At 70.2% G+C, this 15,672-nt stretch carries 9 protein-coding genes; 4 read left to right on the top strand and 5 right to left on the bottom strand.

Annotated elements, in window-relative coordinates; translation table 11 throughout:
* Positions 1-42: 42 nt before the first annotated feature.
* From QFZ27_RS25035 to QFZ27_RS25025, 3 genes are all read right to left on the bottom strand, one after another.
* The gene (locus QFZ27_RS25035) at positions 43-7,296 is read right to left on the bottom strand and encodes a hypothetical protein (protein WP_429229179.1); all 7,254 of its coding nucleotides are present in this window, start codon (positions 7,294-7,296) and stop codon (positions 43-45) included.
* A 419-nt stretch (positions 7,297-7,715) separates the two neighbouring features.
* On the bottom strand, positions 7,716-8,309 hold the full coding sequence (locus tag QFZ27_RS25030) for a hypothetical protein (RefSeq protein WP_429229178.1): 594 nt from the start codon (positions 8,307-8,309) through the stop codon (positions 7,716-7,718).
* 207 nt (positions 8,310-8,516) lie between these two features.
* Positions 8,517-8,741: a hypothetical protein gene (locus QFZ27_RS25025; RefSeq protein ID WP_429229177.1), complete on the bottom strand. Its 225-nt coding sequence runs from the start codon at positions 8,739-8,741 to the stop codon at positions 8,517-8,519.
* On the opposite strand from QFZ27_RS25025, the gene QFZ27_RS25020 reads away from it, so the two are divergent.
* Positions 8,734-9,726: a sensor histidine kinase gene (locus QFZ27_RS25020; RefSeq protein WP_429229176.1), complete on the top strand. Its 993-nt coding sequence runs from the start codon at positions 8,734-8,736 to the stop codon at positions 9,724-9,726. The genes QFZ27_RS25025 and QFZ27_RS25020 overlap by 8 nt on opposite strands.
* The gene (locus QFZ27_RS25015) at positions 9,714-10,538 is read left to right on the top strand and encodes a LytR/AlgR family response regulator transcription factor (RefSeq protein ID WP_429229175.1); all 825 of its coding nucleotides are present in this window, start codon (positions 9,714-9,716) and stop codon (positions 10,536-10,538) included. The genes QFZ27_RS25020 and QFZ27_RS25015 overlap by 13 nt, the downstream gene beginning before the upstream one ends.
* Before the next feature lie 29 nt (positions 10,539-10,567).
* Here the strand turns inward: QFZ27_RS25015 and QFZ27_RS25010 are convergent, their stop codons facing one another.
* Positions 10,568-11,710, bottom strand: a complete 1,143-nt coding sequence (locus QFZ27_RS25010) for an alpha-hydroxy acid oxidase (RefSeq protein ID WP_429229174.1) — start codon at positions 11,708-11,710, stop codon at positions 10,568-10,570.
* A gap of 120 nt (positions 11,711-11,830) precedes the next feature.
* Here QFZ27_RS25010 and QFZ27_RS25005 point away from each other — a divergent pair, with 120 nt between their 5' ends.
* Entirely contained in the window at positions 11,831-13,387 is a 1,557-nt protein-coding gene (locus QFZ27_RS25005) for a D-aminopeptidase (RefSeq protein WP_429229173.1), read from the top strand.
* 374 nt (positions 13,388-13,761) lie between these two features.
* Here QFZ27_RS25005 and QFZ27_RS25000 read toward each other — a convergent pair whose 3' ends face one another.
* Positions 13,762-14,649, bottom strand: a complete 888-nt coding sequence (locus QFZ27_RS25000; RefSeq protein ID WP_429229172.1) for a LysR family transcriptional regulator — start codon at positions 14,647-14,649, stop codon at positions 13,762-13,764.
* A gap of 103 nt (positions 14,650-14,752) precedes the next feature.
* Between QFZ27_RS25000 and QFZ27_RS24995 the strand changes: the two genes are divergently transcribed.
* Positions 14,753-15,619 carry an NmrA family NAD(P)-binding protein gene (locus QFZ27_RS24995; protein ID WP_429229171.1) on the top strand — a complete coding sequence of 289 codons (867 nt, stop codon included), beginning with the start codon at positions 14,753-14,755 and terminating at the stop codon, positions 15,617-15,619.
* Positions 15,620-15,672 lie beyond the last annotated feature (53 nt).

Raw genomic sequence — 15,672 nt, 5'->3', positions numbered from 1 at the left:
TCCACCCGCAGCCGGCCCCTTGTGCCGGCTGCGGGCCGCCGCTCAGAACGGCATGATCGCGCGGAGCGAGCCGGCGTTGCTGGAGGTGCGGTCGGAGAACTCGCCGTCATACTGGAAGCGGAAGTCGACCCCGGCGGCGGTCAGGACCTGGACGCCGGCGCCGATGCGGGCCACCACATCGTCGATCGGCAGCGAGGTGTCGAAGCTGCCGGTTCCGGACGGTGCGCCGGCGAACCGGGCCTTCGCGGTCCAGTCGTCGTCGGTCAGGATCGACACGCCGGCATAGGCGTAGGGCCGCAGCACGGCGTTGCCCGCGGCGACGCGCCCGCCGACCTCCAGCGTCGGCGAGAAGGCGAAGGTGAACTGGTCGCTGTCCTCCACCTTCAGGCCGAGATCGCCGCCACCATCCTCGCTGTAGCCCGGCATCCGCGAATAGATCGCGTCGAGATCGACATAGGGCTTCAGATACATCTCGGAGACGGCGAAGGTCCGCGCCACCCGCAGCCGGGCCGACCCGGCGAACACATCCGGGTCGCTGGAGACAGTGTCGGCGAAGCCAGGGATGGCGATCCGCCGGTTCAGGCTGAAGCTGCCATAGCTGCCGCTGAGCGCGCCGGCGATCTGCCAGGGACCGATCTCGCGCTTGACCGTCAGGCCTAGGGTGCCGCTGTTGCCGTCGCCGCTGACCCGGCCGTCGTAGCCGTCGAGCCAGCTCTGCTGATAGGCGCCGGACATGCCGACGAACCAGCCCGGCGCCACCTCGTGCTGGCCGCCGACCTGGTAGGTGATGCTGTCGTTGGAGAAGCCGGAGGTGCCCTCATCGGCGGTCTGCTGGGTCGACCGGCCGGTGACCTGGGCCCAGGCGCAGTCGGTCTCGCTGGTCAGGGCACCGGTGCCGCTGAACACCGGGCAGCTCATCAGCCCGCTGTTGAACCGCGTCAGGCTGGCCTGCAGCTGCGCCGCCGGGGCCAGGACCACGCCTGGGGAGAGGTCGGACAGCATGCCGGAATAGGCCCGCGTGCCCTGCTCCGCCGCGGTGCCGAGGGTGGCGAACAGCGTGCCGAAGCTGTCGGTGCCGCCGGAATCCCAGATCTCCTGCAGGCCGCGGGCGACCTTGGACTGGTTGCCCTGCAGCTTCATCGCATCCGCATCGAAATCGGCCGAGGCCACCGACAGGCGGTAGTCATGCCCTTGCGGCGTCAGGGCGAAGCGGTAGATCGGCGAGGCTTCCGGCGTGATCGCGCCGGCGGCGGCGCCGTCGACCGTCAGCACCGTCAACTCCCGATAGGGTCGCAGGCTGGTGGCCTGCAGGTCCAGCGTGCCGCCCAGCGTCGCGTCGCCGCGCACCAGCAGCCGGTCGGCGGCACTGCGGTTGAAGTCGGTGTCGACCACCAGGGTGCCGGCCGCCCCTTGGGTGAAGTCGCCGGTGATCTCGGTGCCGTCGATGCCGCCGGAATGGCCGACCACCATCCGGCCCTGGTTGTTCACGTCCGCCTGGTACAGCGACGCGTCGATCAGCGTGTTGCTGGAATAGTTGTTCACCGTGCCGGCAGCGCAGCCCGGGGCGTTGTCCACGGTTCCGGTGCAACTGCCGTCGGTGTTGCTCAGCAGGATGTTGCCGGAGATCGTGCCGTAATTGTCGACCGTCAGCACGCTGCCATTGGCGGTATCGGAAACGCCCTCATAGCGGATGGCGGTGCCCGAGGCGGCCGCCACGCTGCCGCCGGGATTCACCGTCAGCACATTGTTCTTGCCGGCCACCACCCAGACACCGGCGCCTTCGCCCGACCCGCCGGTCACCGCACCGTTGACCGTGCCCGTGATGGTGCCCACGAAGTCGGAGCTCGTTTCGCCGTTGAGGCTCGAGCTCTGGGCAAAAATGCCGATCGAGTCCAAGCCCGTCGTCGTGAGCGTGCCGGACTGGGAGAACGTCACGTCGCCGGACGCACTGGTGCCGTCGAAAGCGGTTGCGGCGGAGCCGTAGATCGTCTCGCCGCTTCCCGGGACGGTGTAGATGCCGCCGCCGCCGCCGATCGACTGCGCAACGATGCCGTGGGCCCGATCGCCAGTGGTGGTGATGTTGCCATCCACGGTCACCGAAACGGTGTGGCCCGAGCCGGAACCGTCGGAGCCGGTGTAGTACACGGAGTCGGTGGCCTTCGAGATGCCTACGTAGTCGCCGGTCTCCCCGGCGATCCCGCCTCCACCGCCGATGGACTGGGCGATGATGGCATGCGCCCCGTTGCCCCCGGTGCCGATGCCGAAGCCGCTGAGTTGAACGGTAACGTCTCCCCCATCTCCACTCGCCCCGTCCTGTCCGCCGAACTTCAGGGGCGTCTTCGCGTTCACCACGGTACCCGCGCCGCCGATGCCGCCGCCGCCGCCGATCGACTGCGCAACGATGCCGTACGCATCATTGCCGGCGGTGTAAAAGACCCCAGTCAGCGACAGGTTGACCACCCCGCCGTTGCCGGCTGCGCCGCCCGACCCGCCGACCGTGAGGCTCGTCGGGCTGTCGGACGACCCGCCGCCGCCGAGGCCGCCGCCACCGCCGATGGACTGCGCCAGGACGGCGTAGGACCTGTCGCCCTTCGTCTGGATGCCGGACCAGGGCGCGGTGAAGCCGAGCGCGACGGTCCCGCCGTTGCCACTCGATCCGCCGGAGCCACCGACGGAGAGGTCGATCGTGTGGCTGTCGTCATCGGTCGCCGCTTCGGAACTCCCCGCCCCGCCAACGCCGCCGCCGCCGCCGATGGACTGGGCGACGACGCCGTGGGCGTCATGCCCTGTTGTCAATACGGCGAGCGCGCTTGGGGAAATGATCGTGACGGCACCGCCATCGCCGGACGAACCGGAGGAGCCGCCGATGCCGCCCCCGACGGTGATTCCGCCCGAAGCGCTGTCAGAGCCGTCGCCGCCCTGGCCGCCGCCCCCGCCGATGGACTGCAGGAGCACACCGTAGGCCGCGAATCCGGACGTACTGATGACATAGTTATCGTTGCTCCCGGCGGGATCGGAGAACGTGGCATTCACCGCGCCGCCGTCTCCGCCCGCTCCGCCATGGCCGCCGATCGCGAGGGCGATGGATGCCGTCGCGTCGCTTCCTGCGGCGGTGGAGGTGCCCCCGGCCCCACCGCCGCCGCCGATCGACTGCGCGACGACGCCGTCCGCCCAGTCTCCGGTCGTCGTCACATGGCCCTTATCGATGATGACATCGACTTCTCCGCCATTTCCGCCGGTGCCTCCGGCTCCGCCCAGCGAGGCGGTCAGGGTATATTTCGTGCCGGCGTCGCCGCCTCCGAAGCCGTCGCTGTCGGAGCCGGCATCGTTGCCGACCGAGCCTGCGAGACCTCCCGAGCCTCCGATGGACTGGGCGAGAATGCCGTCCGCATCGCCGCCGGTCGTGGTGATCGTGCCGTTCGCGGTGACGCTGACCGTGCCGCCGGTCATGCCGTCGCCGGTTTTCGAGCCGATATTGACGGTCACGCTGCCGGAAATCGGATCCTCACGGTCGCCGTCATCGCCGGCAACGGATGCGCTGCCGGACAGGCCGATCGTGCCGCCTTGCCCCGTGCCGCCGCCGCCGCCGATCGACTGGGCCAGAACGCCGCGAGCGCCCGAGCCGGTTGTGCCGATGCTCGTCCCGTCCTGGAGAACCACCGTGGCCGAGCCCGGCGTGCCGCCACTGCCCCCGGCACCGCCGAGACCGATGTTGGCGGACAGGTTGAAGCCGCCGCCGATCTGGTCGTTGCTCGCGCTGCCGACGCCACCGTTGCCGCCGCCGCCGCCAATGGACTGCACCACGACTGCGTTGGAATAATCGCCCGCGGTGTAGACCGAGGCGGTGTCGTCGAGCGTCACGCTGGCGGCTCCGGTATTGCCGCCGGCGCCGCCCGAGTTGCCCACCGCGGTGGAGATGTCCGACGAGACCGTGTCGGCGTCGCCGATCGTGCCGGCGAACGATGAGGCGCTGCCGCCGTTGCCGCCGCCGCCGCCGATCGACTGGGCGAGCACGCCGATCGATCCGTCGCCGCCCGTCTGGACATGCGCATTGCCCGACAGCGTGACGGCCGCCGTGTAGCCCGCGCCGGCCACGCCGCCCTTGCCGCCGACCGAAGTCGTGATGCTCGCGGCAAAGGGTGGAAGGTCGAGCTCCGCACCCGGAAAAGCGAGGGTCATCGCATCGGCGACCGAGGTGCCGCCGTTGCCGCCGCCACCGCCGATCGACTGCGCCACCACGCCGTGGGAGTCGGTCACCCCGTCGATGACGTTACCGCTCGCGTCGATCCCCGTGGAAATGGTCGTGGAGTCGATGTTCACGCTGACCGTGTCGCCGGACCCGCCGGAGCCTCCCGAGGCGCCGACCGAGGTGTTGATGCCGAGGCCCACCGAGGCGTTGTAACCGGCTGCCGAGCCGCCGTTGCCGCCACCGCCGCCGATCGACTGCGCCACGACGGCGGACGAATGCGCCCCGGTGGTCGTGAGGGTGCCCCCGTCGAGGTTCACCGTGGCGAGGTTGCCCGCGCCGCCGTAGCCACCAGTGCCCCCCACCTGCACCGGCAGAATGTCTTCCACGTCGGCCGACCTGGCGTTGCCGCCGTTGCCGCCACCGCCGCCGATCGACTGCGTGAGAAGGCCCGGGGCGTTGTTGCCCTGCGTCGTGAGCGTGAGATTGTCGAAGGTCATCAGCGCCGGGCGGCCGTCCGAGCCCGCGCCCCCCGAGCCGCCGATCTGCAGCGTCGCGACATCGAGTGCGCCAGCGCCGTTTGCGGTGCCGCCGTTGCCACCACCGCCACCGATGGACTGGGCGATCGCGCCGGCGGAGAAGTCGCCCGATGTGACGATGGTCGATCCGCTCTGCGCCGGTGCCTTGTTGCCGCCATCGCTCGGGCTGCCGTCCACCTGGTTGCCGGAGTCGGTGTAGTCGCAGCCGTCATACGTGTTGCTGACGCAGGCGTGCCCGCCATAGCCGCCGCCGGAGCCTGATCCGCCGATGCCGAGGCCAGCGCCGACCGACACGTCGATGACGTTGCCGCCCGAGCCGCCGCCACCGCCGATCGACTGTGCGACGAGGCCGGGCGAGAACTCGCCGGTCGTCGACACGGTGCCGCCGACGTGGAAGATCCGCGCGATGCCCGCATCGCCACCCGCGCCGCCGGAGCCGCCGACAGCGGCGATGCCAGCGGCCCCCGCTCCCGTGCCGCCACCACCGCCGATCGACTGGACGAGGATGCCGACAGCGGCGTCGCCCATCGTCGTCACGTCGTTATTGTTCGTGACGTAGGCGATGGCCGAGTTGTTGGCGCCAGCCCCGGCGTTGCCGCCGACGCTGATCGCACCGCCGGCGGCACCGGCCGCGCCGCCGCCGCCCGACAGCGTCTGCGCCACGATGCCGTTCGCGCCATATCCCGATGTCGTCACTGCGCCGGTGTTGTTCACGATCACGTTCTCGCCGCCGCCGCCTTCACCGCCCTGACCGCCGAGGGCGACAATGAACCCGACGCCGACACCGCCCGCGCCGCCGGACCCGCCGATCGACTGCACGAGCAGACCGTGCGCGTACTGGCCATGCGTTGTCACATCAGCGCCGGACGTGATCTCGACCACTCCGGCATCGCCGCCGTTGCCGCCGTCGCCGCCCGAACCGGCGAGGACGTTGGTGAAATCTCCGCCGAGGCCGCCGCCGCCGCCGATGGAGTGCAACGTCACGCCGGCGGCGTAGTCGCCCTGGGTTTTGATCGTCGTGCCCGATGAGGCGTAGACGTCGACGTCGCCGCCGTCGCCGCCCGCGCCGGCCGTGCTGGCATTGCCGCCGCCGATCCCGCCGACGGACTGGCCGAGAACGGCATAGCCCTCGTCGCCGTCCGTCGTGATGGTGGCGCCGGCCAGGAGGTTGATCTGGATCTTGCCGCCGTAGCCGCCGGCCCCGCCGCTGGTGCCGTCGCCTCCGTCACCGCCGTTGCCGCCGAGGCTGCGGGCGGCGACGCCCATGATGCCGGCCCCCGACGCCGAGATCGTGGCGGCGTTTTGAACGACTATCGTGGTGGTGCCGTCACTCTCGCCGCTGGCGTTGATGCTTGCCCCGCCGCCGGCGCCACCGTCATGGTCTTTGTCGGGGCCATCTCCACCATCGCCGCCCTGGGAGATTGCATACATCCCAGCCGAGGCGCCCTCCGGCGCCCCTCCGTTCGAGAGCGACGAGGAGACCGTGATGTCGCCGTTGGTCGTGAGGGTGATCGGGCGTCCGGACTCGCCTTTGCCGCCCGGGTCGGAGTTGTCGCCCGAGGCGATGCCGCTGCCGCCCTGGCTGCGGGCATAGATGCCCTGAACGCCATCCGATGTCCCGTCCAGCCCGTTCCAGTAGAGGGAGATCGCGGCGTTGTTGGTGACGGAGATGGTCGCCCCGGCGCCCCCTTCGCCATTCTCCGTGCCGCCGTTGCTGCCGTCGCCATGGGCATTGATGATGCGGGCCTGTCCGGTCCCTGTGAACGGACTGCTCTCGCTGCCGATCTGAATCGCGCCGTTATTGGTGATGGTGATCGTCTTGGCGTCGCCGCTGTTGCCGCCCTGCTGGTCGCCTGCGCCCGAATTCATGTTACCGCCCGAGCCGGCACTCGCGCCGGCGTCGATGCCGTTCACCTTCGGCGTGGAACCCTGCGCGGCCGAGGCATCGATGATGATCGTCCCGTTGTTCGTGATCGTGATCGTGCCGCTGTCGCCGCCGCGTCCGCCGTCATGTCCATTGTCGCCCGGCTCCACCCCGGCGCCGCCATTCGCCTGCACGAAGATGCCGGTGACCTGACTCCAGTCGCCGCCGCCGCCCTGCAGTGTGATGTTGCCGTTGTTGGTGACCGTCAGCGCGCCGCCGCTATACGCGGTTGCATCGTCCGTGCCGCCGTCGTCATTGCCTGCGGAGCCGTCCAATTCCAGATGCAGGATAGCGGACTGACCGGCAGTGGACGCGGTGATGTCGGCGTTGTTGGTGAGGGTGTACGGGTAGTCGTCCCAGTACGTCCCGGTGTCCACGACGCTCACTCCGGTCGTGTCCGCTCCGCTCTCCACCGTGCACGAGCTGCCGCCGTCCTGGGGACTGGTGCAGCCGTAGTAATTCTGCGCCGCCGCCGGGACGAACGGCCACAGGCCGGCGATGACCGCAGCAGTGCCCAGCAGGCGCGATCGAGTTGCGACACGCCCGACATGGATGTGAGCCGGCATCGCGTCGATCTTCCGCTCGATCGCAGCCAGGGATCGGGCTTGTGTGACGGTCCGGCCTTCGCGCCACTTCGACTCAATCATGTTGGCCTCCTGCCTTGTCCGGCCAGCCTCCGCACCGACCGGCGGCGACGCTCGCCTTTTGCATCCGGCGGAAAGGAGCTATCGGCTCCTTCCCGCCGGATATGAGACATCATTCTCTTGACCAAAGTCCTAGTATCGTTGCGCCAGCCGCCGCGCGCGCTATTCGATGAAACGGCCGATCCAGTCGATGAACCGACATGCCGACAATCACTCGCCGCATCTTGGCGGGCAGCCTTCGGCAACAGATACGACCCGGAGAATGACCCCGTCTGTCCTTGCGCTCGACGGCTCGGACATTTCATTCGCGCACTGCGCGGAGCCGGCCGGCATCGTCGTCACGCCGGGGAATCTTCGCTGGATCGGCGGAACCCCGATCGAGCTCCGTCGCATGGATCGGCCGGGCTCCGCCTTTGCGCCCGCTACGACGCGGCTTCCACGGAGATCGCCTCGGACTCGACGAAGGAGATCTGGACCATGTCGCCCACCTGCAGCTGATTCAAGAGCTGCCGAACCCGCGGCCTCTTGACGAAGACCGTGCGGACGCCGCCTGCCGGCCCGATGACCATGATCGTGTGCTGGGCGGGGTTGAGGCCGACGACCTGCGCCGTGATCCGGGTCACGACCGACGCATCGCCGTAGGGAAGCTCCCCCGGCTCGGCCAATGTCGCCTCCGCCGTCTGCGTCGCCACAGGCGCCGAACCCGCCACCGGCTTGGCGATATCGATGGCCACGGCCTGGTAGCGGCTGACGTTGACGCGGTCGCCGGGCCTGACCTGCGGAAGGTTGACCACCTGCGGCCCGACATGGACGGCCGTGACGCGGCCGTCGCCGTCCTCGAGCGTCACCAGCCGGCTCTCGAGATCGATCGTCCGCACCGTCGCGGTTGTCGTCATCAGAACGCCCGCGCCCGCTCCCTCCTGGGCGGCGACGGGCGAGACGCCGCCTATGGCGAGGCCGAACAGGCCCGCCGCGATGCTGCTCCAGGCCCAGGCACGGGTTCGAAGTCCAACCATGTCAGCTTCCTCTCATCGCAATGATAAAGTGGAGGGCCGAGGCGACATGCCGGTGCCCGGCCTCCGTTCGCGGCTCACGGCGCCGGCTGGAGGCCGCGCTCGCCTTTTGCATCCGCAGGAAAGGTGCTATCGCTTCCGTCTGGCGGACAGAAAACATCGTCCCCTGACAAATATCCCAGTATCGTTGCGCTGACCGGCACGCGCCCCCTATTCGATGAAACGGCCCATCCAGTCGATGAACCGACATTTCCACGGCCGGCCGGTCGCCGCATCATGGCGGGCCACCCTTGGCGAGAGATGGACGAATATCTCCGCCGGATATCGGAGACTGGCCGACTTGCCTCCCTTCGCGGCTGCTGACGGAGCGACGGACGGCCTTCCGTTGGCCCCGGTGTCGTTCTGGCGCGCGAACGCGGCGGCCTGGGTGTTCATCGCGTTCTTCGGCCTGGTCTCGCGGCTCGCCACCTTCGACGACGCCACGCTGACCGTGGTGCTGACCCTGGTGCTCGACCCCATCGGCTTCCTGCTGACGTCCGCGGCGTACAAGCTGTATCTGGAGCGGACCCGGCATCGCGGGGCCGTCGTCGCCGCCCGGGCGCTGGCCTGTTCCGTTCTCGGCGGGATCCTGCAGATGGTGATCGCCAATGCGGTCAAGGACGGCCTGTTCCCCGACATCCCCGAGGGCAACATGGCGGCCAACGACGCCGTCCCGGCGGTCTTCTACACCGCGGTCTTCCTTGGCTGGTCGCTGGCCTATTTCTGGATCCGGGCGGATGTCGACGCCCGGTCGGAACGGGTCCGGCGCAGCGAGGCGCAGGCCGCCGCGACCCGGGCGGAGCTGCAGCGCCTGCGCCTGCAGCTGGACCCCCACTTCCTGTTCAACGCGCTGAACACCGTGGCGGCCGAGATCCCGGACAACCCCGATTCCGCGCTGGAGATGACCCACCGCATCGCCGCCTATCTCCGCTATTCGCTGGACCAGCAGACCCGGCCGGTGTGCCCGCTGACCGACGAGATCGAGGCGGTGCGCGCCTATGTCCGCATCCAGGAGCTGCGCTTCGAGGGCCGCCTGCGCTGCGTCGTCGAGATGGACCCGGCGGTGCGGGCGGTCCCCGTGCCCCACCTGATCGTGCAGGGGCTGGTCGAGAACGCGGTGAAGCACGGGCTGCGGTCGTCCGCCGAGGCGCTCGATATCCGCGTGACCGCCGGGCGAACGACCGACGACGCCGTGGTGATCGAGGTCGTCAACCCCGGCCGGCTGGCCCCGCGCGCCGGCGACCGGCCGGCGGTGGGCCTGGCCAATACCCGGCGGCGGCTGGAACTGCATTATCCGTCGCGCCACGAGCTGTCCCTGGCCCAGGACGGCGACGCCGTGGTGGCGCGGCTGCTGCTGAGGGGGGACGCATGCTTCGCGTGATGGTGGTGGATGACGAGCCGCCGGCCCGCCGCGGCCTGCGGCGGCTGCTGCGGGCCCATGCGGATGTCGAGGTCGTGGCCGAGGCCGGCACGGTGTCCGAGGCGCAGGCCCAGGCGGCGGCGCTGCGCCCCGATGCGATCTTCCTGGATGTCGAGCTGACCGACGGCCGCGGCTTCGACCTGGTCGCGCAGCTGTCGCCGGCGCCGGCGATCGTGTTCGTCACCGCGCACGACCTCTACGCGGTGAAGGCGTTCGACGTCTCGGCCGTCGACTTCCTCCTGAAGCCGGTCGATCCGGCGCGGCTGGCCGTGACGATCGAACGGCTGCGCCGGCACCGGCAGGACACGTCGCGCGCCGCGGCCCCCGGCCGGGAACCGCAGGACGACGTCGAGCTGGATGTCGATCCGCAGCGGGACGGCCCCCAGCAGCGCATCCATCTGCGCATCGACGGCAAGTCTGTGATCGCGCCGCTCGGCACGGTCGCCATGCTGGCGGCGGAGGCGGATTTCACACGCGTATTCCTGAAGGGCGCGCGGGACTATCTGGTCTGCCGGCTGCTCCGGCATTTCGAGGCCCAACTGCCGACGCCGCCCTTCGTCCGCATCAGCCGCTCGCTGATCGTGAACCTCGATCAGCTGGAACGCGTGGACTGGCAGGAGGCCGGGCGCTGCAGCCTGTCGCTCGGCGACAGCATCGGACCGGTCACGCTCGGCCGGATCGCGGCCCGGCGGCTGCGACAATGTATCGGCAGCCACCAGATGATCGGAGTTCAGCCCGGGCATCGTCCCGCCGGCCACCAGCCCGCTTCATAGGCACGGGCAGCAAGCGTCAAGGTCCGCCGCTAGCCCCGGATCACCAGGCTGCTGCGGTCGACCCTGGTGATGTCGCCGGTGCCGGTCAGCGCCATGCTGATGTCCAGCTCCTTGCGCATGATCTCCAGCGCCTTGGTCACGCCGGCCTCGCCCATCGCCGCCAGGCCGTAGAGGAAGGCCTTGCCCATCAGGCAGCCGCGGGCGCCCAGCGCCACCGCCTTCAGGATGTCCTGGCCCGACTGCACGCCGCCGTCGAACAGGATCTCGGTCCGGTCGCCGATCGCCTGGACGATGCCCGGCAGGGCCGAGATCGAGGACCGAGCGCCGTCCAGCTGCCGGCCGCCATGGTTGGAGACCACGACCGCATCGGCGCCGGTCGCGGCCGCGATCTTCGCGTCCTCCTCGTCCAGCACGCCCTTCAGGATCAGCTTGCCGGGCCAGATGCTGCGCACCCATTCAACGTCCTTCCAGCTCAGCGAGGCGTCGAACTGGCTGGCGGTCCATTCCGAGAGGGTCTTCAGGTCGTCTGCCCCCTTCACCTGGCCTTCGAGATTGCCGAAGCTGCGGCGCTTGCCGAACAGCACCTTCATCGCCCAGGCCGGCTTGGTGGCGATATCGAGCGCATTGGCCAGCGTCAGCCGCGGCGGCACGGCCAGGCCGTTCTTCAGGTCGCGGTGGCGCTGGCCCTGGATCTGCAGGTCCAGCGTCAGCACCAGGGCCGAGCACTGCGCCGCCTTGGCGCGCTCGATCAGCGACTGCGAGAAGCCGCGGTCGCGCATGACGTAGAGCTGGAACCAGAACGGCTTCTTGACCGCGCCGCGCACATCCTCGATCGAGCAGATCGACATGGTCGACAGGCAGAACGGGATGCCGAAGGCCTCGGCCGCGCGAGCGCCGAGGATCTCGCCGTCACCATGGAACAGGCCGGTCAGGCCGGTCGGCGCGATCGCCAGCGGCATGGTCACGTCCTCGCCCAGGATCGTGGTCGCCACCGAGCGCTTGTCGACGTCGATCATCACCCGCTGGCGCAGGCCGATCGCGGCCAGGTCCGCCCGGTTCGCGCGCAGCGTCACCTCGTCATAGGAGCCGCGGTCGGCATAGTCGAAGATCGCGCGCGGGATGCGCCGGGCCGCCAGCGCTCGCAGGTCCTGGATGTTGGTGATCGTCGGCATCGGGGTTCTTCTTGGGGCAGGGTTTATGTCTGATAAATCGCACGAAGGCGGCTGTCACCCGCAATTCCGGCCACGGGCATCTTTACACATCCCGGCCGGGGCGCCAGGGTGGCGGCCATCATGACGACGCCCCTCTCCCGCCTCGACCGGGCCCTGGCCGGCCTCCCCCGCAGCTTTCCCGGACCGGGCGGCGCTGCCGCCGTGCTGCGGGACGGCGAGATCCTGGCCCGCCACGCCTGGGGCTGGGCCAATGCCGAGCGCCGCATCCCGTTCACGCCGCAGTCGCTGTTCCGGATGTGCTCGGTCACCAAGCAGTTCACCTGCGGCCTGGTGCTCGACGCCTTCCCCGACCCGACGGTGCTGGACGGCGACGTCCGCGCCCGCCTGCCGCTGCTGGAGGGCGAGGCGCCGGGCGCGCTGCACCTGTGCCACAACCAGTCCGGCCTGCGCGACTACTGGGCGGTGGCGATGCTGCACGGCGCGCCGGCCGAATCGCCCTTCGGCGACCGCGAGGCCGGGCGCGTGATCGCCGGCACCCGGTCGCTGCAGTTCACGCCGGGCAACCGCTACTCCTACGTCAACCAGAACTTCCGGGTGCTCTCCGACATCCTCGAGGCGCGCACCGGCCGCGGCTTCGCCGAGCTGCTGCGCAGCCGCATCTTCGACCGGGCCGGCATGGGCAGCGCCTTCCTGGCCGCCGACACCCGGGCCATGCCGGACGGCACCGAGGGCTATGAGGGCACCCAGGCCGGCGGCTTCCGCGCCGCCGAGAACCGGGTGCTGTGGACCGGGGATGCCGGGCTCGGCGCCAGCCTGGACGACATGATCGCCTGGGAACGCCATATCGACGCCACCCGTGACGATCCCGAGGCGCTGTACAGCCGCCTGTCGGCGCCGGTGACGTTTTCGAACGGCGCCGCCGCCCCCTACGGCTTCGGCCTGGGCCGGACGACCGAATTCGGTCGCCCCCTCACCAGCCACGGCGGCGCGCTGCGCGGATGGCGCAGCCATCGTCTGTACGTGCCGTCGGAGCGCATCTCCGTCGTCGTCCTGTTCAACCACCTGTCCGACGCCAACGCCGCGGCGCTGGACCTGCTGGCCGCCTTGCTGGGCGAGGAGCGCGCCAAGCCCGCCACCGACCTGCCGGCGCCGGATTGGCTCGGCAGCTACATCGAGCCGGAGACCGGCCTGTCGGCGCGTATCGACATGGCCGACGGCAGGGTGCGGCTGCGCTTCGGCCATTCGGCGGAGAAGCTGGAGCTGCAGCCGGACGGCAGCGCCGGCAGCGGCCGCACCCGGCTGCGGCCCGCCGGGGACGGGCTGTGGCTGGACCGGCCGCAGGAGAACCAGAGCTCGCGCCTGGTGCCGTGCGATGGTGAGTCCGCCACCGATCTCGGCGGCCGCTACCGCTGCGCCGAGCTGGACGCCGAGCTGGAGGTGGTCGATGCCGGCGGCGCGCTGTATGGCGGCTTCTCCGGCTTCCTCGGCCAGAGCCGGATGGAGCTCCTGGAGCCGGTCGGGCCGGATGTCTGGACCCTGCCCTGCCCGCGGGCGCTGGACCACACCCCGCCCGGCGACTGGACCCTGGCCTTCCGCCGCGACTCTTCGGGCCGGCCGGCGGAGGTCGAGGTCGGCTGCTGGCTGGCCCGGCATCTGCGCTACGAGCGGATCGGCTAGTCCAGACTTAGAATTGTGAAGGACACCCCGGAGCGGTCGGCTTTGTGTTGCCGCTCTCGCATGCGGGACCTTTTTAGAATCCAGCCACCCGGCTCGACCCATGCCTTTAATCCTCCCCCTCCCCTTGCGGGAGGGGGCTAGGGGGAGGGGTCTGCGCGCGTCGGCGCGCATGGGCAGTGAATAGAGATCGCCATCCGTGCCGGTGCTCCGATGATCCAGGCCGGTTCGAGCCGAGAGACCCCCTCCCCCTGCCCCCTCCCGCGGGGGGAGGGGGAGGATAAAAAGTCTATGCCGGAAGGGCGAAAGTTATTGAAAGGCCTCGCAAGCGGGAGAGGCAATCGGAACCTGCCTGAACCCGCATCAGTTTTTCGCTCTTAAAGCCGCCGCAGGTCCAGCGTCTCAGCCAGGAAATCGACGAACAGGCGGGTCTTGGCCGGCGGCAGACGTGTCGCCGGCCAGACCGCGTGGATCGGCACCTTCGGCACCTCGTATTCGGCCAGGATCGGCTCCACCGCGCCGCGGTCGACCAGGTCGCGGATCTGCCACAGCGGCGTGAAGCCGATGCCGAGCCCTTCCGCCACCGCGGCATAGGTCGCCGCCGTGTTGTCGGCCCGGAACCGGCCGTTGACCCGGACGGCGCGGGTGCGGCCGCCGATCCGGAACGGCCAGGCCTCGCCCTCGGCCGTGCGGACGACGCATTGATGCCCGGCCAGCTCGTCCGGATGAAGCGGCCGGCCGTGCCGGTCGAAATACTCGGGGGCGCCGAACGCCACCCGCCGCAGCGCCCCGATCCGGCGGGCCTTGAGCGCGGAATCCGGCAGGTCGCCGATCCGCACCGCCAGGTCGACCGCGCCGTCCGCCAGGTCGATGAAGCGGTCCGAGAGCTTCACCTCCACCTCGATCCGCGGGTGTCGGCGCATGAAGCCGGCCACCACCGGCACCAGATGCGCCGGCGTGAACAGGACCGGCGCGCTGATCCGCAACAGGCCGGACGGCTCGGCCCGGCGCTCGGCCGCCTCGGCCCGCGCCTCCAGGATCTCCGCCAGCGCCGGCTTCACCCGGCGGTAGAAGGCGAGGCCGGCATCGGTCGGCGTCGACCGCCGCGTGGTCCGCTGCACCAGCGCCACGCCCAGCCCCTGCTCCAGCGTCGCCAGCGACCGGCTGACGGATTGCAGCGACCGGCGCAGATCGCGCGCCGCGGCGCTCAGACCGCCGGCCTCGACCACGGCGACGAAGGCGGTGAGATCGTCCAGCCGATCCATGGGAACCCTCTCGATCTTCGAGAGAATGTATCACGATTTCTGCTCATTCTCACGTCAAGCGGATCATCCAAGATCATCTCCATTGTCCAGCTGGAGATCGACCATGAGCCCTCCCACCGTTCTCGTTATCGGCGCCGCCGGCCGCTTCGCCGGCCTGGTGGTGCCCGAGCTAGCCCGTCGCGGCGCGATCGTCCGCGGCCTGGTGCGCAATGACGCCAAGGCCGCTGTCGCCCGGGCCGGCGGCGCGGTCGAGATCGCCTTCGGCGACCTGCGCGACCGGTCCAGCCTCGACGCCGCGCTGCGCGGGGTCGACGGCGTGTTCCACATCGGCCCGGCCTTCACCCCGGACGAGGCGGAGCTCGGGATGCGCATGGTCGAGGCCGCCCGGCAGGCCGGAGTCCGGCGCTTCGCCTTCTCCTCGGTGATCCAGGCGACCAACACCGCGCTAGCCAACCACGCCAGCAAGATCCCGGTCGAGGCGGCACTGCATGGCTCCGGCATGCAGCACACCATCCTGCAGCCGACCAACCTGATGCAGAACATCGGCGCCGCCTGGCCCGGCGTGCTGGCCGGCGGCGTCTTCGCCGAGCCGTTCCCGAAGACGGCGCGGGTGGCGCGGGTCGACTATCGCGACGTGGCCGAGGCCGCCGCGATCGCCCTGACCGGCGACCGGCTGGCCTATGGCAGCTTCGAGCTCTGCGCCGACGGCCTGCCGGACCGCGAGGAGATCGCGGCGCTGATGAGCGCGGCGCTGGGCCGCCCGGTCGTGGCCGGCGAACCCAGCTTCGCCGACTGGGTGTCAGCGGCCCGGCCGCCCTACGATTCACGGCAGGTGGGCCTGCTGGAGAAGGTGTTCGCCCACTACGCCGCCCACGGCCAGCCGGGCAACAGCCTGGTGGCGCGCGCCGTCCTCGGCCGCGAGCCGCGGACGCTGCGCGCCTATATCGAGGAGCTGGCATCCGGGTGCTGAAATACCTTGACTTGATCGGAACAAAAGAAGAACAATACAGTTTAAGCCAATCG

The organism is Inquilinus ginsengisoli (genome assembly GCF_050434925.1).
Classification (GTDB): Bacteria; Pseudomonadota; Alphaproteobacteria; order DSM-16000; family Inquilinaceae; genus Inquilinus; species Inquilinus ginsengisoli_B.
The sequence above is the reverse complement of the archived record's forward strand: the minus strand, read 5'-3'. Positions and strand labels throughout refer to the sequence as shown.

Excerpts from the sequence above, each read along its gene's own strand:
- QFZ27_RS25035 (WP_429229179.1), bottom strand. The coding sequence starts at position 7,296 with ATGATTGAGTCGAAGTGGCGCGAAGGCCGGACCGTCACACAAGCCCGA.
- QFZ27_RS25030 (WP_429229178.1), bottom strand. The coding sequence starts at position 8,309 with ATGGTTGGACTTCGAACCCGTGCCTGGGCCTGGAGCAGCATCGCGGCG.
- QFZ27_RS25025 (WP_429229177.1), bottom strand. The coding sequence starts at position 8,741 with ATGAACACCCAGGCCGCCGCGTTCGCGCGCCAGAACGACACCGGGGCC.
- QFZ27_RS25015 (WP_429229175.1), top strand. The coding sequence starts at position 9,714 with ATGCTTCGCGTGATGGTGGTGGATGACGAGCCGCCGGCCCGCCGCGGC.
- QFZ27_RS25010 (WP_429229174.1), bottom strand. The coding sequence starts at position 11,710 with ATGCCGACGATCACCAACATCCAGGACCTGCGAGCGCTGGCGGCCCGG.
- QFZ27_RS25005 (WP_429229173.1), top strand. The coding sequence starts at position 11,831 with ATGACGACGCCCCTCTCCCGCCTCGACCGGGCCCTGGCCGGCCTCCCC.
- QFZ27_RS25000 (WP_429229172.1), bottom strand. The coding sequence starts at position 14,649 with ATGGATCGGCTGGACGATCTCACCGCCTTCGTCGCCGTGGTCGAGGCC.
- QFZ27_RS24995 (WP_429229171.1), top strand. The coding sequence starts at position 14,753 with ATGAGCCCTCCCACCGTTCTCGTTATCGGCGCCGCCGGCCGCTTCGCC.